This is a genomic window from Citricoccus sp. NR2, from assembly GCF_027594385.1.
Classification (GTDB): domain Bacteria; phylum Actinomycetota; class Actinomycetes; order Actinomycetales; family Micrococcaceae; genus CmP2.
Genome location: NZ_CP115154.1, coordinates 2139700 through 2160574, shown reverse-complemented (window position 1 = coordinate 2160574; position 20875 = coordinate 2139700). Strand labels below are relative to the sequence as shown.

The 20875-nt window shown below is 62.3% G+C and carries 15 protein-coding genes; 10 read left to right on the top strand and 5 right to left on the bottom strand.

What is annotated here, in order from left to right; all coding sequences use genetic code 11:
* Positions 1-12: 12 nt before the first annotated feature.
* The 4 genes from O1A05_RS10135 to O1A05_RS10120 all read left to right on the top strand — a co-directional run bounded on the left by O1A05_RS10135 (position 13) and on the right by O1A05_RS10120 (position 5954).
* Positions 13-978, top strand: a complete 966-nt coding sequence (locus O1A05_RS10135; RefSeq protein WP_270105095.1) for a M56 family metallopeptidase — start codon at positions 13-15, stop codon at positions 976-978.
* Positions 979-1136: 158 nt separating this feature from the next.
* Entirely contained in the window at positions 1137-2159 is a 1023-nt protein-coding gene (locus tag O1A05_RS10130; protein ID WP_270105094.1) for a 3-oxoacyl-ACP synthase III, read from the top strand.
* 7 nt (positions 2160-2166) lie between these two features.
* Positions 2167-4965: an alpha/beta fold hydrolase gene (locus tag O1A05_RS10125; protein ID WP_270105093.1), complete on the top strand. Its 2799-nt coding sequence runs from the start codon at positions 2167-2169 to the stop codon at positions 4963-4965.
* Positions 4962-5954 (top strand): NAD-dependent epimerase/dehydratase family protein, encoded by a 993-nt coding sequence (locus tag O1A05_RS10120; protein ID WP_270105092.1) that lies wholly within the window; start codon positions 4962-4964, stop codon positions 5952-5954. The genes O1A05_RS10125 and O1A05_RS10120 overlap by 4 nt, the downstream gene beginning before the upstream one ends.
* 18 nt (positions 5955-5972) lie before the next feature.
* Here O1A05_RS10120 and O1A05_RS10115 read toward each other — a convergent pair whose 3' ends face one another.
* Complete coding sequence (locus tag O1A05_RS10115; RefSeq protein WP_270105091.1) at positions 5973-8081, bottom strand: DNA gyrase/topoisomerase IV subunit B; 2109 nt, start codon at positions 8079-8081, stop codon at positions 5973-5975.
* 261 nt (positions 8082-8342) lie between these two features.
* On the opposite strand from O1A05_RS10115, the gene O1A05_RS10110 reads away from it, so the two are divergent.
* Positions 8343-8534, top strand: a complete 192-nt coding sequence (locus tag O1A05_RS10110) for a DUF7455 domain-containing protein (RefSeq protein ID WP_270107555.1) — start codon at positions 8343-8345, stop codon at positions 8532-8534.
* Positions 8535-8642: 108 nt separating this feature from the next.
* On the opposite strand, the gene O1A05_RS10105 is transcribed toward O1A05_RS10110, so the two are convergent.
* From O1A05_RS10105 to O1A05_RS10095, 3 genes are all read right to left on the bottom strand, one after another.
* Entirely contained in the window at positions 8643-9974 is a 1332-nt protein-coding gene (locus O1A05_RS10105) for an RNA polymerase sigma factor (protein WP_270105090.1), read from the bottom strand.
* A gap of 305 nt (positions 9975-10279) precedes the next feature.
* Positions 10280-11533, bottom strand: a complete 1254-nt coding sequence (locus O1A05_RS10100; protein ID WP_270105089.1) for a DUF4192 family protein — start codon at positions 11531-11533, stop codon at positions 10280-10282.
* Positions 11534-11631: 98 nt separating this feature from the next.
* A complete protein-coding gene (locus O1A05_RS10095; protein ID WP_270105088.1) occupies positions 11632-12690 on the bottom strand; it encodes a PAC2 family protein in 1059 nt (352 codons plus the stop codon).
* Positions 12691-12926: 236 nt separating this feature from the next.
* Between O1A05_RS10095 and O1A05_RS10090 the strand changes: the two genes are divergently transcribed.
* The 4 genes from O1A05_RS10090 (at position 12927) to O1A05_RS10075 (ending at position 18259) form a co-directional block, all read left to right on the top strand.
* On the top strand, positions 12927-14462 hold the full coding sequence (locus O1A05_RS10090) for a leucyl aminopeptidase (protein ID WP_442867685.1): 1536 nt from the start codon (positions 12927-12929) through the stop codon (positions 14460-14462).
* Between the two features lie 208 nt (positions 14463-14670).
* Entirely contained in the window at positions 14671-16044 is a 1374-nt protein-coding gene (gene lpdA / locus O1A05_RS10085; RefSeq protein WP_270105087.1) for a dihydrolipoyl dehydrogenase, read from the top strand.
* Positions 16045-16129: 85 nt separating this feature from the next.
* Positions 16130-17887 carry a 2-oxoglutarate dehydrogenase, E2 component, dihydrolipoamide succinyltransferase gene (sucB, locus tag O1A05_RS10080; RefSeq protein ID WP_270105086.1) on the top strand — a complete coding sequence of 586 codons (1758 nt, stop codon included), beginning with the start codon at positions 16130-16132 and terminating at the stop codon, positions 17885-17887.
* Between the two features lie 18 nt (positions 17888-17905).
* Positions 17906-18259 carry a hypothetical protein gene (locus O1A05_RS10075; RefSeq protein WP_270105085.1) on the top strand — a complete coding sequence of 118 codons (354 nt, stop codon included), beginning with the start codon at positions 17906-17908 and terminating at the stop codon, positions 18257-18259.
* Here O1A05_RS10075 and O1A05_RS10070 read toward each other — a convergent pair whose 3' ends face one another.
* Positions 18260-19909 carry a serine/threonine-protein kinase gene (locus O1A05_RS10070; RefSeq protein ID WP_270105084.1) on the bottom strand — a complete coding sequence of 550 codons (1650 nt, stop codon included), beginning with the start codon at positions 19907-19909 and terminating at the stop codon, positions 18260-18262.
* 100 nt (positions 19910-20009) lie between these two features.
* On the opposite strand from O1A05_RS10070, the gene O1A05_RS10065 reads away from it, so the two are divergent.
* Entirely contained in the window at positions 20010-20831 is an 822-nt protein-coding gene (locus O1A05_RS10065; RefSeq protein WP_270105083.1) for a DUF4191 domain-containing protein, read from the top strand.
* The last annotated feature ends 44 nt before the right edge of the window (positions 20832-20875 follow it).

Genomic DNA, 20875 nt, shown 5'->3' with positions numbered 1-20875 from the left:
CCGCGCACCCTGATGACGCCTTATTTGCTCCTGGTCGCGGCCATCGCTCTGGCCTGGCCCGTACCGGTGGCCCTGTCACGGGCGTCCTGGGTGCGACGCGCTCCAGCCACCGCGATGATCCTCTGGCAGGCCGTGGGCCTGGCCGGTGGCATCACCATGATCGGCGCCCCGCTGATATGGGGGCTCGCACCCTTCGGCACCGGACTGATCAGCGCCTTGAGCGAACTCATCCATCTCGGCAGCCATGGTGGGCTGAGCGCCATTGTCGACGTCGAGGAATTCACCTCCGACCGCATTGTCGGGGTCACTCTCGGACTCGCCCTGGGAGTCCACCTCATCCTCACCCTGTTGGATGCGACCCGAAAAACGGTGCAGGAACGGAGCCGCCACCGCCGGGCCGTCCAGCTCCTCACGGCGGCTGCCCCCTTTCGCACCACTACCGATGCCACCACCGGTCAGATGCGGGTATTGCCCTTGGACCACCCGTTGGCGTACTGCCTCCCCGGAATCACCAATTCACTCACCGTCATCTCCCGGGGCTTGATCGAGCAGTTAGAACCTGCTCAACTCGATGCGGTGGTCGCCCATGAACAGGCTCACCTGCGCCAGCGCCACGATCTGCTGCGCCTGGCTTTCGAAGCCTGGAGCCGGGCCTGCGCGTGGCTGCCCACCACAGCGATCGCCCGGCAGGCAGTCACCGAACTCACCGAAATGCTGGCCGACGACGCCGCACTGCGCAAACACCGCCAACACGACCTCGTGAGCGCCATCGCCGTGGTGGCGGGCGCTGGTGCGGGTACCTCCTCAGCGACGCCCACCTCCGACCACACCGAGAACGACGACCCGAAGCACTCCTCCAGCCGCCTGGAACGCTTGCTGCATCCGCACCCGGCCCCCCCGCGGCTCTTCACGGGGACGGTCCTCGTCGTCTCCGCGATGCTCATGATCGGCCCAATCCTGCTGATCCTCATCGGCTGAAGTTTCGCGTAGAGCGTGCCCGTTACTGGTTCCTACCCAACGTTCAGGAGCGTGCCGATACACTTGAGACTTGTGCCGGGTCCGCTATGGTGACCTCAATACGCTCCACAGCGGCCGGGCACGACGCCATAGCACCCTACTGATTGAGTCGACGCCACGTGTCAGGAAACGCCACCACGATCCATCATCATGCTGCCCTGCTTTCCGTTGTGGAGGTGAGCGCGCCGATCGAAGTGACGTCCGAGGACCTCGATCAACGCATCGACTCAGTGATCAAGCGCCTGCATTTGCCCCACGGCCTGCTCCAACGCGTCGCCGGCGTCAAAGCCCGGCGGATGTGGAAACAACGCGGTGACTATCTCGACGGCGCCGCCCAGGCAGGAACCAAAGCCCTGAAAGAAGCGGGAATCACCCCCGACCAGGTCGGCATGCTGATCAATACCTCGGTCACCCGGGACACCCTGGAACCGGCAGTGTCGGTGCGGATCCATGACCAGATGGGGCTGCCGAGTTCGGCGATGAACTTCGACATCACCAACGCCTGCCTCGGCTTTGTCAACGGCATGGACCTGGCCTCCACTATGGTTGACGCCGGACACATCGACTACGCACTGGTGGTCGCCGGCGAAGACGCCAACGCCGTGCACGACGCCACCATCAAAAACCTGCACGCCAACTCCGTCACCCGTGATAATTTCCTCCAGCAGTTCGCCTCTCTGACCTTGGGATCCGGGGCCGCTGCCGCGGTCATCGGCCGGGCTGAAGCTCACCCCGAGGGCCACCGCATTCTGCGCGGCGTCACCCGGGCCGGCACCGAGCACCATCACCTGTGCGCCGGTGATCACAACGGTATGTACACCGACTCCGCGGGGCTCCTCACCAACGGGCTCCAGTTGGTGATGGACGCCTGGAACGACGCGCCAGAGGAGTGGGATTGGGCGTCGATGGACCGCTACATCACCCACCAGGTGTCGCAGATGCACACCGATGCGATCATCGACTCCGCCGGCATCGCCCGTGAGAAGATTCCCACCACGTTCCCGGTGCTCGGCAATATCGGCCCGGCGGCACTGCCCATCACGCTCGCCCGCGAAACTGATTCCCTGTCCTCCGGCGACCGCGTCCTCTGTATGGGTGTGGGCTCCGGATTGAACGTGGCCATGCTCGAAATCGAATGGTGATCAACTGATGCGTATTCCCGCCCAGCCCGCCGGTCTCCCCCACGAATTCGCCCCGGACACCGAGCTACCCGGGTGGGATCCTGCCTGGTCGCGCCTTGTCGAGGCCGACACCCACGACGGCGTCCACACCTTCCACGTCCTCGACACCGGCCCCGAGCTGGAGCGACTAGGGGTTAAGCCCGATGCCGTCATCCTCGCCGTACACGGCAACCCCACCTGGTCCTACCTGTGGCGACATGTGGCCGCAACTAGCCTCGCCACGGCCAGGGAATGGGTCGAGGCGGCTTCCACAGACAGTCCGCGCCGACGTCAGCGTCGACCCCGAATCTGGCGCCTCGTGGCCCCCGACCAGCTTGATATGGGCTTCTCCGAGAGGCTCGAGCACACCAGCTCTCCCACCCCGGGGCGTCCACGCAGCTATCGCACCTTGGCTGAGCGTCTCAGCGATCTCGACGCCGTCGTCCGCGCCCTCGGTCTCGACGTCGACGCCCAGCGGTCCACCGCACCCGTCCCGTTGTTCACCCTCGGTCACGACTGGGGCGGCGTCATCTCCCTGGGCTGGGCTGCCGACCATCAACACCTGGTGAGTGGTTCGATCTCTCTCAACACCGCGGTGCACCACGACGCTGACGAGCCGATTCCTGCCCCCTTGCAGGCAGCCCTCGCCGGGCCGGTGCTCGCCGGATCCACCGTTGTCACCACCGCGTTCCTCGATGTCACGCTCGGCCTGGGTCACCCGGGCCTCGCCTCCGAGACCAAGCACGCTTATCGTGCGCCCTATCAGGGGCTGGAACGACGCGGAGGCATTGGCGGCTTCGTCGCCGACATCCCCGCAGATGCCAAGCATCACTCGTACCAGCCGCTGCGCCATATCGCCCGTAACCTGAGCTCCTCGTCCTTGCCGACCCTTTTACTCTGGGGCGCTCTGGACCCGGTGTTCCTAGACCGCTATCAGCAGGACCTGCTGGAACGGATCCCTCAGGTTGACCTGCACCGGTACGAAACCTCTGGGCATCTGCTCGCCGAAGACCAAGACCTCGGCACCCCGATCTTTTCCTGGGCAAACGCAGTGGTTGACGAACAAAGTCGCCCGCTGGATTCCGCCGTGGCCGCGGCCTCGCCCCGACCAGCCTATCGCGCTCTGTGGTCGTTCCTGGAAGAGAAATCAGACAGCTCAGAGACCGCCCTCGTGGACATGACGGCCACCCGGAATTCGCGCCCCGACGGCGTCTCTTGGGCCACGCTGTCCCGGGTGGTCAACGCGATCGCCGTGGGTCTACGCCGCAGCGGGGTGAAGCCCGGGGACCGGGTCTCTCTGCTGGTCCAGCCCGGACGTGACCTCACCGCCGCCCTCTACGCCGTGCTCCGCGTGGGTGCCACCGCTGTGGTCGCCGACGCGGGCCTGGGAATCCAGGGCATGACGCGCGCTGTGCGTACCGCCCGCCCCCAGTGGATCATCGGCGAGCTACCGGGCCTCACCCTCGCCCGCGCCCAGCGGTGGCCGGGCCGTCGCCTCTCCGTATCCACTCTCGGCGCACCCCTGCGTGCCGCGCTGCAGGTGGAGAACAGCCTCTACCGGCTCGCGGACACCTACGACGGCCACGTCTACCACCCGACAAAGGATCATCCGGATCCCGAGCCAGCACAGACCGCAGCAATCCTCTTCACCTCCGGCTCGACCGGACCGGCCAAAGGCGTGCGATACACCCACGATCGACTCTCGGCTCTCACCCAGTTACTACGTGATAATTTCGGCGTGGTCCCCGGGTCGTCCCTACTCGCCGGGTTCGCACCTTTCGCGTTGCTGGGACCGGCGATCGGCGCCACCTCCGTCACCCCGAAAATGTCGGTCACCAAGCCCGCCACCCTCACCGCCACCGCGGTGGCCGAGGCTGCAGCCGCCGGATCCGCGACCATGGTCTTCGCGTCCCCCGCAGCCCTGCGCAACGTCGTTGCCACCGCGCCGCAGCTGAGCGAAGATCAACGTCGGCAATTGGGCACCATTTCACTCATGCTCTCCGCTGGCGCCCCGGTGGCGCCGGATCTTATGGACCAGGTACTCGAGCTGATGCCCCAGGCGGAATTCCATTCCCCTTACGGGATGACGGAATCCCTGCTCCTGGCCGACATCGACCGAGACACCCTGCGCGCCGCACACCACGAGGCCTCCACCGAACAACACGGGGTGTGCGTGGGCCACCCCGTTCCGGGCGTGGAGATCGCGATCGCGCCTCTCAACGCTGACGGCACTGCCTCATCCCAGTTACGCCGGGGTACTGAGTCCCAGGGAATCCTGGGCGAGATCGTGGTGTCGGCCCCGCACATGACCGCTGGCTACGATCGGCTCTGGTATACCGACCATCTTTCCAAGCGCGACTTCGACGGCGAACGCCAGTGGCACCGCACCGCCGATATCGGTCGCATCGACGGATCATCCCGGTTGTGGATCGAAGGCCGCCTGCAGCATGTGGTCACCACCGCCCACGGCCCCCTGGCCCCGGGCGGCCCCGAAGCCCAGATCGACACCCTCCAGGCGGTCTCCCGCAGCGCCGTCGTCGGCGTCGGCCCGCACGGCACCCAGGCAGTGGTCGCCGTGATCGAACCGACCGACCGCTCCGTCAAACCCGGGCTAGCCCCCACCTGGCTGAGCGACCAGGTGCGCGAGACAGTCGACACCCCGATCGCCGCCGTGCTCGTCACCAACCAGGTGCCGGTGGACATCCGCCACAATTCCAAAATCGACCGCACCCGACTGTCGCGCTGGGCTGACACCGTGCTCAGTGGAGGAAAGGTGAGCACCCCATGAGCTCCTCTCCGAACCACGTTCTGGTCACCGGCGCCTCGGGTGTGCTCGGTTCCGGCGTCGCCGGTGCGCTACTCGCTCAAGGCGCGGGTGTCACCACCCTGCAACGTCGCCCCGCCCAGCTCGACGGCGCCCGTGAGGTCCGCGGCTCCGTCACCGATCACGACACCGTCCGCCAAGCACTGACCGGCGTCGACACCGTGGTGCACCTGGCCGCCAAGGTCTCCGTCTCCGGTCCTGGCCACGAATTTGAGCACGTCAATGTGGAAGGCACCCGGCTCCTGCTCAACGCCGCCCGTGACGCGGGGGTGTCCCGGTTCGTCCACATTTCCTCGCCCTCCGTGGCACACTCTGGTACCTCCATCATCGGCGACGGCGCTCAACCGGCCGATCCGGTGCATGCCCGCGGCCACTACGCCCGCACCAAAGCCGCCGGTGAGTTGCTAGCGCTGGATGCAGACGCCGAAGATTTCCGTGTTCTCGTGTTGCGTCCGCACCTGATGTGGGGGCCGGGCGATACCCAACTCACCGAGCGGATCATTGATCGTTCCCGCAGTGGCCGCATGCCGATCATCGGCTCCGGTGCCGCGTTGGTGGATACCCTGTATGTGGCGAACGCCGTCGATGCTGTCCTCGCCGCCACCCGTGCGGTGGACCGCCATCACGGCGAGGCACTCGTCGTGACCAATGGTGAACCGCGACCCATCGGCGAGCTCATTCGAGGGCTGGCCCGTGCCGGCGGCTCCCCCGAGCCCGTTCTGCGCGTGCCCGCGGGACTGGCCCGCGTCGTAGGATCCGTGATTGAACGCATCTGGGAAGCGGTACCCGCCGAATCCGGCGACGGCGAGCCCCCGCTCACCCGGTTCCTGGCCGAACAACTCTCGACGGCGCACTGGTTTGATCAGCGCCGCACCCGCGAGGTCCTGGACTGGACGCCGCGTGTGTCGATCGATGAGGGCATGCGGCTTACCGCCGAGCATTACGCCGGGTAGTGAAACACTCGGACAGGGTCAAGCGTCGATCTGTTCCCGGCCCAGTTCCTCGGCGCCGGAAATGATGAACTGTTTGCGCGGCGCCACATCCGAGCCCATCAGTAGCTCGAAAATCTGCTCCGCCTGATCTGCTTCGGCAATGTTGACCCTGCGCAACGTCCGGTACCGGGGATCCATGGTGGTCTCTGAAAGCTGGTCCGCGTCCATCTCGCCCAAACCTTTGTAACGCTGAATGTCGTCCTTGTACTTGCGCCCCTCCGCGTCCAGCTTCTGTAGCACCGCGGTCAGTTCTGCCTCGGTGTAGGTGTAAATGATCTCGTTCTCACCGGAGCCGGGGGTCATCACTTCGATGCGGTGTAGCGGCGGCACGGCAGCGTAAACCCGACCGGCTTCGACCATCGGGCGCATGTACCGGAAGAACAACGTCAGCAGCAGGGTGCGGATGTGTGCGCCGTCGACGTCAGCGTCTGTCATCAGGATGACTTTGCCGTACCGGGTCGCGTCCAGGTCGAAGCTACGCCCAGCACCGCCACCAACCACCTGGATCAAGGCCGCACACTCGGCGTTGTTCAGCATGTCACCCACCGAAGCCTTCTGGACGTTGAGGATCTTGCCGCGAATAGGCAACAGCGCCTGGAAGTCCGAGGAGCGCGCCAGTTTGGCCGTACCGAGCGCGGAGTCACCCTCCACAATGAACAGCTCCGAGTTTTGGGCGTCATTGGTTCGGCAGTCTGCCAGCTTCGCCGGCATGGTGGAGGTTTCCAGGGCGTTTTTACGACGCTGGTTTTCCTTATGCGTCCGCGCCGAGATACGAGACTTCATCTCCGCCACGATCTTCTCAAGCAGCTGAGTGGTTTGCTGCTTGTCCTGCCGTTTCGACGAATTTAGCAGCTTACCCAGCTCATCGGAGACCACCTTATTGACGATCTGTTTCGCCGCGGGCGTGCCCAGAACTTCCTTGGTCTGGCCCTCGAACTGCGGCTCAGAGAGACGCACGGTCAGCACCGCGGTCAGCCCGGCCATCACATCGTCCTTGTCGATCTTGTCATTACCGACTTTGAGTTTGCGGGCGTTGGAATCGACTGCCTTGCGGAAGACCTTTAGCAAGGCCTGCTCAAACCCGGATTGATGCGTGCCGCCTTTGGGTGTGGCAATAATATTGACGAAGCTACGCATCGTCGTGTCGTAGCCGACGTCCCAACGCAGGGCAACGTCAACCTCGCACACACGCTCAAGATCCTTCATCTCAGTGTGGCCGTTCTCGCCCAACACCGGTACCCGTTCAGTGAAGGTGTCGGAGCCCTGCAGTCGCCAAATATCGGTGACCGGGTTCAGGTTGGCCAAATGATCGACGAACTCTGAGATGCCGCCGTCGTAGTGGAAGACCTCTTCCACCGGACCGTGCTCACCCGGGGTGCCGGGCACGCGCCGCTCATCACGGATCGCGATACGTAGGCCGGGCACCAGGTATGCGGTTTGGCGGGCGCGGTTCTCCAGTTCCTGATAGTTGAACCTGGCATCCGGGGTGAAAATCTGCTCATCGGCCCAGTAACGGACCCGGGTGCCGGTATAGCCACGCTTGGCTTTGCCGACGACGTCCAGGCTGGAGGAATCTTCGAAGGGTGAGAAAGTAGCGTTCGGTTTGGGATTGCTCCCGGTATCAGCGAACCGACCCGGCTCACCTCGGCGGAACGACATCTGGTACGTTTTCCCGCCACGGAATACTTGGACATCCAGACGAGAGGACAACGCGTTAACGACGGAGGCACCCACGCCGTGTAGACCGCCAGAAGCTGCGTAGGATCCTCCACCAAACTTGCCGCCGGCGTGCAGCTTCGTGAAGACCACTTCCACGCCGGAAAGTCCGGTACGTGGCTCAATATCGACAGGGATACCACGGCCATTGTCCTCGACTTCCACGGAACCATCCGCATACAAGGTGATGCTGATGGACTGACCGTATCCGGCCAGTGCTTCATCCACCGAGTTATCGATGATCTCCCAGAGACAGTGCATCAGACCGCGGGAATCGGTGGAGCCGATGTACATACCCGGGCGCTTGCGGACAGCTTCGAGCCCCTCCAGAACGGAGAGGTGCCGTGCGTTGTATTCAGTCTGTCGCGCCACTGACGTGCACTACCTTTCGCCTGATCCATCGATCTGCCCCATCGGGCACATCTCTTTACAATATCCGCAAACACCTGCAGATCACTGGAGGACGTCCCGCTGGAATCACCAATGCGCTCAGCAACCTACGCGCGGAGCGAAACACTAGCCGATATCGGCCGAACTGCGAACATTTTCCTCGCCGAGATGGTTCTATAGTGTGAAAGTAGTTCGACGAAGGAGGTCACAGTGACCACTGCAGCCACCGCAGAGAAGCCGACCATGACTGCCGCGGAGCGTTGCGACCGTTGCGGCGCGCAGGCATATGTCCGCGCTGTCCTGACGTCCGGCGGCCAACTCCTGTTCTGCGCCCACCACGCGCGCGCCGTCGAGGAGACCCTGCGTCCCCAGACGACTCAATGGCAGGACGAGACTGAGCGTCTCCACGAAGACAACCGGACTGTCGTACGCTGATCTGAGCGCACTTCAGCACCGCTGATAAAGGCGTGGCCCCACCGTTCCGGTGGGGCCACGCCTTTATGTTTGATTTTCGTGCGCGGGTCCAGGGACCCGGCCGCGTGTTTACTCGAGGTAGTCGCGCAGCACCTGGGAACGCGAGGGGTGGCGCAGCTTCGACATGGTCTTGGACTCTATCTGGCGGATGCGCTCGCGCGTAACCCCGTAGACCTTGCCGATCTCATCGAGGGTCTTGGGCTGACCATCGGTGAGACCGAAGCGCATGGCCACCACGCCGGCTTCACGCTCTGACAGAGTGTCGAGCACCGAGTGCAGCTGCTCCTGCAAGAGGGTGAAGGAGACCGCATCCGCAGGGACGACCGCCTCTGAATCTTCGATCAGGTCACCGAACTCGGAGTCGCCGTCCTCACCCAGAGGGGTGTGCAGCGAAATCGGTTCGCGGCCATACTTCTGGACTTCGACGACCTTCTCCGGCGTCATGTCCAGCTCTTTGGCCAGCTCTTCTGGAGTGGGTTCCCGACCCAAGTCCTGTAGCATCTGACGCTGCACGCGCGCCAGCTTGTTGATGACCTCGACCATGTGCACCGGAATACGGATGGTGCGAGCCTGGTCGGCCATGGCGCGGGTGATGGCCTGACGGATCCACCAGGTGGCGTAGGTAGAAAACTTGAAGCCCTTCGTGTAGTCGAACTTTTCGACCGCACGGATCAGGCCCAAGTTACCTTCCTGAATTAGGTCCAGGAACAGCATGCCACGACCGGTGTAACGCTTCGCCAGCGAGACAACCAGACGCAGGTTGGCTTCGAGGAGGTGGTTCTTGGCCCGACGTCCATCGGCGATCACCAACTCGTAGTCGCGACGCAGACGCGTGTCCTCGATGGGATTCTCTTTGATCTTGTGCTCGGCGTAGAGGCCAGCCTCAATGCGCAGGGCTAGGTCGACTTCCTGCTCGGCGTTGAGGAGAGCGACTTTACCGATCTGCTTCAGGTAGTCCTTGACCGGGTCTGCGGTAGCACCGGAGGTGACCACCTGCTGCACGGGGGCATCCTCGTCGGAATCCGAAACGACGAAACCGCCGGAGGTGGTTTCTTCTTCGGCTTTGCCCGACTTGCCCTTGGCATCGCCTTCGGTCTCGGCGGCCTCTTCCTCAGCGGCCTCTTCGGCCTCTTCGAGAACGGCGTCCTCTTCGAGCTCTTCTACGATCTCGTCAACGTCGGATTCCACCTTGGTCGGCTTTGCAGAACCGCCCTTTCCTGCCGCAGCTTTCGGAGCAGCCTTTTTCGGCGCCGCCTTCTTGGTCGTCGTCGACCCCCCAACACGAGTGCTGGTCTTGGTCGAGGACGCGGCGGACGCGGACTCCTTTGATTCGTCGGCTTGTTCTGCGGCGGACGCTTTGGCGCCAGACCGCGACTTGGCCTTCGCTGGAGTAGTAGTCACTCAGAACCTTCCTACGGCAATGTGGAGCGAACAGTGGTCTAAACCACTATGACCCTGTCAAGTCCGAAACATTTGTAAGTTGCTGTAGGCCGACCGAAAAACGGTCGGCTCAGCGACTTGCTCGCGCTTCAGACGCAGGGTCTTTAGGGGTGCAACGACCTGGACTGCGAGTTTGTTCCCGCGTATCCGAAATTCCTGAGAAAAATCGGACGGTGGTCAGATCACCCCCACAATTATTGCATGCTCGCTGCCACATCTTGGCAACCGCGACGTTCAGGCCCTACATGACGATGCCACTGATCATGTCATGCCACCGTCCGGTCGCGACCGGACCATGCGATTTTCCTGTTCAGGGCCCACGGATTAATGAGTCCGGCGCTGACTGCTTCCGCGAGTAATGAAGCGAGGCTACAGGTAACGTCCCAGGACAGCGCTTGGTCTAGCAATGCAGTGGCGCAAGTGCCGCGTCCACGCGACCATTCGATCCACGCGGCCGTCGCTGCCGTAGCGGCCGCGGCTGGCATAGAAGCCTGAGGCACCAGGTCGCTACAGTATCCACGGAGCCGGTCCAACCGTGACCAATCCGGAGATAGCCCTGTTCGGCCGGTGAGCGTTTCAGCGACCAACCACGCATTGTCTTCCGACGCCGTCGTCTCATACAGCCGGGGCAGTCCGTCAGGTACCCGGGCGGAGAAGGCCAAACCAGACACCGCTGTTTCGAACCCGAAGCACGCTCCCACGATCAACAAGTCTCGCCAGACGCTCATCCCCAGAGGAGCCACAAGGAGAGCCGCTTCCTCTGGAGCGAGAGGCCGACCATCGTTGAGCACATCGTCCCACTGACGCGTCCAGTTCCAACATGCCACCGTGTCGCCTTCATACGGTGCTGCCGGCAGCGACGCGGGATCACCACACGGCTCCGGTAGGCGAACGGCGACGTGATCCGCCTCAATGGGCTGCCCCAACAGCGTCAAGGAATCGCTGACATAGGTTCCTCGTGCCTCTTTAACGGCAGAGCCCTGTGTCGCGCAGAATCCGCGTTCTCGGCAATAGAGGTGCCAGACCCGTCGTTCGTTAATGACCCAGCTCTCGAATACTGGCAACTCGGTGAGTGCAGCCCCGCGGCGCACGCACCGGTCGATCTGCCGCAGGATTTCGGGAGGTGACCCGACCCCGCCGGCCGAGGATGACATATCGGTGGCTTTCGACTCGGCATCAAGCAAGTACACCATCAGAATCCGGTCGGATTCGATGTCGTGCTTAAGTTTCGTGGCCACGAACTGGCCGAGGCTTTGCGCCTCGTGTTCAAGCCGATCGACTTCATCCGGGTCCGCGATGCCGTGGGTGAGCGCCAATTCCATAGAAGGAAGCAGATCTCCTCGCATCACGGCACCGAGCTGACGATTGCGTATCGCAACACCCACCCACGACCGAGTCGGTTCAAAGCCAAGCGTATGGATGATGTAGGCCATCAGCTCCGCGGGCTCACGGACGGTGAGGCGCCGAGAAACGATGTCACTAGCGGGAAGTAGACCGGGGCGATGATTCGATGCGTTCATGTGCACCAGCATCGTTACGACGTGTGGTTCTTCGAGCGCCGCTCAGACCAGTTTGTGGATGACGCCCTCCACACCGAAGGGTGTGGAGCACCAAGGTGTTAGTCCTCGGAGGGAGAATCCGGCCTCGTACCGTCAGTCGCGTCCGCATCCTCTTCTCGGCTTCCCGTGTCATCCAAATTCAGGTGATCCTGTGAACGAGACGGCATAATCGACCGCGGCTGAACGTGTTCCTGAGCGTGACGCGGCTGAGAAGAGAGGTACTCTTCCACTGCTGCGCCCAGAGATTCGGCGTCCGGAACCTGTGCGTCGCGATTGAGCAACAGTGAGCGCACTTCCCCAGATTGCGTCGCATGCTGGTCGAAGTTCTGCTCGAGCCCGGTCACCATGGCCCGGATTTCCCCGGATGATTCGGTCTGACGGTCCAGCTCCAGGTCGATTTCTCGTCCCTTTTCACGCAGTTCATCGGTGGGGAGCATCCGCTCAAGTGCAGCGCCGGCGTATTCCAGAGCCGATACCGCAGCCTGCGGGTAGGTGGCGTCGGCCAGATAGTGCGGGACGTGGATGGTGTATCCGCTGGTGTCATACGAAGCCTCTTCCAGACGCAATTCCAACAGCTGTCCCACACCGGAAAGCATGCGCGCCTGCGGCGACCAGGTGCTGAGGCCGGCCACCAACTCCTCACGGCTACCGTGTGCGGTCACCCCCAGGGGGCGAGTATGAGGTACCGGTAACGGCATGGCATCCAGCATGGTCACCAGCCGCACGTCCAGCTCTTCCACCAGGAAAAGAACAGACGAGACGAACCGCTCCCACTGATAGTCCGGTTCCTGGCCAGACAAAAGCAGGAACGGTTTGCCGAGAACGTCGTTCACTAGATGCAACTGCAGCTCGGGAGCCCGGTAATCGGTGAATCGCTGACCGTCGAAGGTGATGTGTGGCCTCCGGGAGCGATAGTCAACCAACTGGTCGGCGTCGAAGCTCGCCAGGAGCTGATGGTCCAATCGTTCCAACAGGGTGTCATTCACCTGACGGGCGATATTGCCGGCGTCGAGGTGGCCGCTGAACACAGCAAGCATGCCCAGCCCGCGTAGAGGAGACTCCCCATCGACCTGGGCCGAGAGTAGTTCGCGGCCTTCCGGCTGCAGCCTAAACAGCATTCTGGGATCTTGCACCAAGGTTCCTTCCTGTGGCGACCATTTCGAGCTTTTCCATCTCAACGGCGAAGTGCCTCAGAAGTATTCCAAAGCCCCGTTAGGATGGGACCGACCCCACACCGCTGACTCACTCTCAAAAGGACGTGATCTTCGTGACCACTGCGTCAACCCCCACTTTCATCACCACCACCGGTCCGACTTTGAACGCTGTCGCCGAGGTTCCCGCTGTACAGGCACTGGTGCTTGCGACGGAATCCACTTCCGATGGTCCGCGACTGGTCGAATCTTCGGTGTTGACTCAGGAGGAAACGCAGCGGATCACTGATCTGCTCCCCGCGCTCGGAGTGCGCGGCGCTGCTGATGAAGTTCTGCGGATCCCCGCTTCAGCGGAGAGCAACTACGACGTCATGGTCCTCGCCGGTGTTGGTTCGAAGGACCGCCCTGCCCAAGGCACTCCTGCGGTCGATGGGTCGCCAGAAGGCGAGATTGCCGTCGAGAACCTTCGCCGCGCTGCCGGTTCTGCTGTTCGCAGCCTGGCCGGATTGAAGAGCGTCGCGTTCGCCTTCCCTGCCGATACCGCGGAACGCCTGGCCGCCATCACCGAAGGCGCGGCCATCGCGGCGTACTCTTTCACCGCATTCCGTTCCTCTAACTCGAGCAAAGATGCGTCCACGAACGAGGCCGACACGGATGCCGCTTCCCAGACGGAAAACGCCGGTTCTGCTCAGTCTCCCGTGGCGGAGATTTTCGTGGTCAGTGATCTGGAGGCCGTCACCGCCGCGGACATTGTACGCCGAGCCGAAACCGTGGCTCAGGCCGTTCGAGTGACCCGTGACTTCGTCAACACCCCTCCCTCGCATCTCTTCCCAGCCTCGCTCGCTGATGCGGCCGTGGATTTAGTCAAGGATCTCGACATCGAGACCACCGTGTGGGATGAAAAGCGCCTAGCCGAAGAAGGATTCGGCGGAATTCTGGGCATCGGACAGGGGTCGTCGCGTCCTCCGCGTCTGGTGCGGATGGCTTACTCCCCCGCCGATGCACAGGGCCACATCGCTCTGGTGGGCAAAGGCATTACCTTCGACACCGGTGGAATTTCGCTCAAGCCGGCCGCGTCAATGATGACCATGAAGTCGGATATGACGGGCGCGGCCACCGTCACCGCCGTCGTTGCAGCTGTTGCTCGCCTCCAGTTTCCGATTAAGGTCACCGGCTGGCTGGCTGTTGCAGAGAACATGCCCTCCGCTACGGCGATTCGCCCGTCGGATGTACTCACCACATTCGGCGGAAAGACCGTTGAAGTACTCAACACCGATGCCGAAGGTCGTGTGGTCATGGCCGACGCCTTGGTCGCGGCCTGCCAGGAAAAACCTGATGCAGTGATCGACATCGCCACTCTCACGGGTGCGCAAATGGTTGCCCTTGGTAATCGCACCACCGGTGTGATGGGCCAGGACGCGCTGCGCGAAGAACTCGTTACCGCCGGCCAGACCTCCGGAGAAAGCATCTGGCCGATGCCGATCCCCGCCAACCAGCGGGCGTCGCTGGATTCTTCCGTCGCCGATATCTCCAACATGGGCGATCGATTCGGTGGCATGCTGACCGCGGCGGCCTTCCTCCGTGAATTCGTCGGCGACACCCCCTGGGCTCACCTCGACATCGCGGGACCCTCTTTCAACGAATCAAGCGCCTGGGGATACACCCCGAAGGATGCGACCGGCGTGATGGTCCGCACACTGCTGACGTTCTTGTCCCAGCGCGCAGGAATCACTGCCTAATAACGCCGCGGACGCACAGGCGAATCACTGAAAAGCACGGTGCATTCACCCGTGCGTCATCGCTTGTTGCGAGTAGCCGATCAGCCCAATTCATAGATAAGGTTGATTTCAAAGTCTCGCAGGCTGAACATTGCCCGCAATTCATACTGGATTCCAGTACAACCGGGGCGGGAAAATCCCCGTGCCCTAACGTAGAGGAGCAACACTCGTGTCCGAAACCGCTCAGGAATTTGACGTCCTCATTCTCGGCGGTGGCTCCGCCGGCTATGGCGCAGCACTGCGAGCCGTCCAGCATGGCCTGACCGTAGGCCTGATCGAGAAGAGCAAGCTCGGCGGTACCTGCCTCCACTGGGGTTGCATCCCTACCAAGGCATACCTGCACGCAGCTGAGGTCGCCGACGAGGCACGTCATGCCTCGTCCTTCGGCGTCAACGCTACCGTCGAGTCCGTCGACATGGGCAAGGTGCGCGACTACAAGGACGGCATCGTCGCTGGCAAGTTCAAGGGTTTGTCCGGCCTGCTGAAGATGCGCAAGGTCAACGTCATCGAAGGTGAAGGCAAGCTCGTTTCCCAGAACGAGATCGAGGTTGACGGCACGCGTTACCAGGGCAAGCACATCATCCTGGCTTCCGGTTCGTACTCCAAGACTTTCGGCCTGACCGTCAGCGACCGAATCATGACCTCGACCGAGGCCTTGCAGCTCGACTACCTGCCCAAGTCCGCCATCGTCCTCGGCGGCGGCGTCATCGGTTCGGAGTTCGCGTCCTTGTGGAACTCCTTCGGGGTTGATGTCACCATTATCGAGGGCCTGGACCACCTGGTGCCCAACGAGGACCCATCGATCATCAAGATCCTGGAGCGCGAGTTCAAGAAGAAGAAGATCAAGTCCAACCTGGGCACCTTCTTCGACAAGGTTGAGGAAACCGATTCCGGCGTCAAGGTCACCTTGGCAGACGGCAAGGAATTCGAAGCCGAGGTCTGCCTCGTGGCGGTGGGTCGCGGTCCGAACACCGAGGGCCTGGGCTTTGAAGAGCAGGGCATCACCCTCGACCGTGGTTTCGTCATCACCGATGAGCGTCTCCACACCGGCGTGGGCAACATTTACGCCATCGGCGATATCGTCCCCGGCGTCCAGCTGGCGCACCGCGGCTACCAGCAGGGCATCTTCGTTGCCGAAGAGATCGCCGGCAACAACCCGCTCATCGTTGAGGATGTCAACATCCCGAAGGTCACCTTCACTGAGCCGGAGATCATGTCCGTCGGCTACTCCCAGCCCAAGGCTGAAGAGAAGTTCGGCAAAGAAAACATCGAGGTCACCGAATACAACCTTGCTGGCAACGGCAAGTCCTCGATCCTCGGCACCGGCGGCGTGATCAAGATGGTCCGTCAGAAAGACGGCGCCATCATTGGTGTCCACGGTATCGGCAAGCGCATCTCCGAGCAGATCGGTGAAGCCCAGCTCATCGTGAACTGGGAGGCGTACCCCGAGGATGTTGCAGCCTTCATCCACGCACACCCGACCCAGAACGAGTCTCTCGGCGAAGCAGCGATGGCCCTCAACGGTCATCCGCTCCACGGCTGAGCCACCCCAATATTCGGGTGGCGACGCCACCCATCACCGCATGTCCGGTGAGGAACCGGAAAACTGAGAGAGGAAACGGGACATCATGTCTGAAACCGTGAGCTTGCCAGCACTGGGTGAGTCCGTCACCGAGGGCACCGTCACCCGCTGGCTGAAGCAGGTCGGAGACCAGGTCGAGGTGGACGAGCCCTTAGTGGAAGTCTCCACTGACAAAGTCGATACTGAAATCCCTTCGCCGGTAGCCGGCGTTCTGGAAGAGATTCTCGTTGAAGAGGACGAGACCGTCGAGGTCGGGGCCGACTTGGCTCGTATTGGCGGCGGCGACGGTGCCGCGTCCGGCAGCACCGAAGATGATGCCGCAGAGGCCGAGGCAGAGGCCGAAGAAGCCCCGGCTGAGGCAGAGGACGAGCCCGAGGCAGACGAGCCCGAGGCGGAAGCCGAGGCACCAGCTGCTGACGCTGATTCCTCCGATGACGCCGGATCCGGCGGAGCCACCGAGGTGACTCTTCCTGCACTGGGCGAGTCCGTCACTGAAGGTACCGTTACCCGCTGGCTTAAGGAAGTGGGCGACGAAGTCGAGGTCGACGAGCCACTGCTCGAAGTCTCCACCGACAAGGTCGACACCGAGATTCCCTCCCCCGTAGCAGGCAAGCTGCTCGAGGTGAAGGTTGGCGAGGACGAGACCGCTGAGGTCGGCGACGTGCTGGCCCTGATCGGTTCCGGTTCCGCTGGTTCTTCGGCTCCCGCTGCTGCTCCTGCCCCGGAAGAGAAGGCCCCCGCGAAGGAAGAGGCTTCCGCAGAAGAGAAGAAGGAAGAGCCCAAGGAAACTCCCGCCGAGGCACCGAAGCAGGAGAAGACCGAGTCCGCACCGGGACCTGCCGCTCCGGACAGCGGTTCCGCTGACGAAACACGCGGTGACGGCTACGTGACCCCGCTGGTGCGTCGCCTGGCCCGTCAGCACAACGTCGATCTGTCCGCCATCAAGGGCAGCGGCGTGGGTGGACGCATCCGCAAGCAGGACGTGCTGGATGCCGCTCAGACCAAGGAAGAGGCAGCACCTGCGGACGCTCCCGCGGCAGCGCCGGCAGCCAAGGCTCCGGTGTCCTCCGTGGATCCCTCGAAGCGCGGCACCACCGAAAAGGCTCCGCGCATCCGTCAGGTGATCGCCCGCCGTATGCGCGAGTCGCTGGATACCTCCACACAGCTCACCCAGGTCCACGAGATCGATATGACTCGTATCGTGGCCCTGCGCGGACGCGCGAAGAACGATTTCGCTCAGAAGCACGGTGTGAAGCTCACCTACCTGCCCTTCATCACCCAGGCTGTGGCCGAGGCGCTCAAGCAGCACCCCAAGCTGAACGCATCCTTCGATGAAGACGCCGGCGAAATCACCTACCACGCCACCGAGGACGTCGCCATCGCGGTTGACACGGATCGTGGGCTGTTGGTTCCCGTGATTGCTGACACCGGTTCCCTGAACCTTTCGGGTGTTGCCAGCAAGATCGCCGATCTGGCAGAGCGTGCGCGCACGAACAAGATCTCCCCTGATGAGCTTTCCGGCGGAACGTTCTCGATCACCAACATCGGGTCCGTGGGCGCTCTGTTCGACACTCCGATCATCAATCAGCCGCAGGTGGCCATCCTGGGAACGGGTGCCATCGTCAAGCGTCCGATGGTGGTTTCCGATGCCGATGGAAATGACTCCATCGCCATCCGCCACATGATGTACCTGTGCCTGACCTACGATCACCGCCTCGTGGATGGCGCTGACGCAGGTCGCTTCCTGCAGACCGTCAAGGCACGGCTGGAAGCCGGCGAATTCGCCAACGAGCTCGGACTCTGAGGGGGAACACCGTAGCTCATGGAAACTGTCACACTCATCTTCGTCGCCATCCACATCATCGGCGCTGCCGCGCTGGTGGGTGGCTGGCTGGCTAAATTCAAGAACCCGACGGTCACCCTGTCCCAGTGGTGGGGCGCGATCATCATGCTGGTCACCGGCTTGATTCTGGTTGGGCTCTCCTATGTCGGTGACGGTGACGGACCAAACAACGTCAAGATCGCAGTCAAGCTTGGTTTGGCCTTGCTCGTTTTCATCACCGCGTGGATCGGTCGTCGTAAAGAGAATCGCGGTCAGCCGGTTCCGATTGGTATTGCCCACTCTGTCGGCGGGCTGTCGCTGATCAACCTCGTGATTGCTGTCGTTTGGCAGTAGTCATCCACTCAAAGGTGGGGCCGTCTCGTAATCGGGACGGCCCCACTTTTTTCTCACGATTTGCCCTGGAACATTCGGTAATGCTGCGGCAGTGTTGGTCTGAGGTCGTGCGTCGTCAACAGACGCGGGCGTGACCGACTCGATGCGCCATTCGTCGTCAATGAGCTTGGATTGAATCCAGACATGCTCCGTACTGCCCGGTGTGCGCTGCGCATCGTCCGCTGCGTCATTCGCCGAGCGCACCGCGTACGAACTCATCGTCCATTCGACCAAAACGTGGGCAGAAGCCCCCTCCACGCTGGCATCATCCACCTGAGCCGTCATCGACAACCCCTCGTAAACGATCCCCTGTTGCTGAAGTGCATCAATTAGGGCTCGATCGTCGTCGGCAGCGGCTCCCGTATCCACTGCATAGCTTCCCACCACGGACGCATCCCGCTGCGTCAAAGCCACGGCGCGACGCTCGCTCCATTGGTCCACAATGGTGTCCCAGGCAGGAGACGGTACGACTTCCGACGCCGTCTGGTCAGCACCGGCGTTCGGAACGGGTTGCGGTTCCGACCCTGACCACATGTTGCTAAGAATCATGCTGGCGCCGAGCACCGTCGCTCCGAGCCCCAAGCCCATTCTGGTGTGCGCACCTCGCATCCCCTTCTTACGCGGAACTGGCCGACGCTTCCGATGGGCGGTGGGTTGTTTCCGTCGACGCTGACGGTTGTTGCTCCGGGGTGCCCGCAAGCCGCCGCCTCGACGGCGCTGAGCGGGATGTTGTTCGCCCAGCTCGTGGCGTGTCGGAAGAAAAAGTGCGGTCCGTTCATCAACCAGAGCATGCAATTGCAATGGCTCCGGCAGCGCCCAGGAATAGCACGCAACGGAAAATTCAGTCAGTGTGGGACGCTGCCCAGGGTCTGGGTTCAGGCCGGCTTCCAGCAGTTCGGCGACCTCATCGTGCGCTTCAGGCAATAAGATCTTGAGCGCCGGTCGGCGTGCCTCGTCGCCGGGGAGTCGTCCCGTGAGGAGAAACCAACCCAATGCTGCCAGCGAATATACGTCAGCAGCAGGTTGCAAGCTAACACGGTACTCATGGATATCGAGCTCAGGAGCGCTGAAGCCCTCGGTCCCTGTCCAGCGGTCTGGGTTACTGATGCTTCGAGCTTCCCCCACGTCACAGAGTTTCGGTCTGCCCTGAGTGTCAAAGACAACGTTGCCCGGAGATACATCTCCATGAACGACTCCCTGTTCGTGGGCGTAGTCCAACGCCTGTGCCAGGGGTACCAAAACCGTCACCGCCTGGGACACTCGCAATGGTCCGAGCACCTGCACCAGACTCAATGCATCGCCGGCGGCACAATACTCCCAGAGAGTGCCTTCCCCCCTGCTCGTCTGCACCGGTCCAAGAAAAGAAACGATGTGCGGGTGGGTGAGTCCTACTGCGAAGTGCCTTTCGCGTTGAAGAGCAGCCGCGTCCGCGGTCGATCGCGGAATCTTGAGGACGCACTGCTCTTGATTCGCATTCAACGAGTCCATGACCCAGGCCTCGGCGTGCGCACCATGAGCAAGGATCCGGCGTGCCTGCCAGCCCTTCACTAACGGGGTCTCCGTCGCGTTCTCACCGTCGAGATCGGCATCTGCGTTGTCGGAAACGAACATTGCTCTCTCCATTTCTTCAGCCGTACTTCTATCGTCTCCGGAACCAACAACTCGTGTTAGAGGTTTTCCACAGGCGAATTGCCGGTAGACTAGAGGCACTATGGCCTCGAATAGCAATCACAACGACGCAACCCCTGCCCGCGCTCCTCAGAAGGACCTGAAGACCGTCAAACGCGAGCAGCGTGAGCGTCGCGCTCAAGAGAAGGCTCTGGCGAAGGCGACCAGGGCAGAAAAGAAGGCAGCGAAGAAGAACAAGAAGGGTTTCTTCAAGCAGATCGCCGAAGTCTTTTCGATGACCCGTAAGCACGACAAGACGCTCGTGCTGTGGATGGTCCTTGCGTTCGTCATCGCCCTGGTGGTCGGCCTGGGTGTCGGATTGCTCCTCAACAACTGGATCACCTGGCTGTTGATCTCGATTCCGTTCGGTCTGCTCGCGGCTCTCATCGTGATGAACCGCAAGGCTGAACGTGCCGCTTACGCGCAGATCGAAGGACGCCCGGGCGCAGCCGGCGCTGCTTTGAGCAACATCGGCCGCGGCTGGGTGGTTCCTCAGGAACCGGTGGCGATGAACGCGAAGACCCAGGATGCTGTCTACCGCGCGGTCGGACGTCCCGGTGTGGTTCTCGTGGGAGAAGGCGGCTACGAGCGAGTTAAAAAGTTGGCCGATCAAGAGCGCCGCAAGATGGCTCGTTACCTTCCCAATGTCGAGATTCGCATAGTCCAGGTCGGCAAGGGACCCAGTGAGATTGAGCTGCACGAGATCAAGCCGACTCTCAAGCGTATGAAGAAGACTCTCACCAAGCACGAAGTTCGTGCGGTCGAGAATCGTCTGGCCTCACTGCCGTCCAACAAGCTTCCAATTCCGAAGGGAATCGACCCCTACCGGATGCGCCCTGACCGCAAAGCTATGCGCGGACGCTGATCTGCGTGATTCGATGGAGCGGGCCTTGACATTTGTCAGGGCCC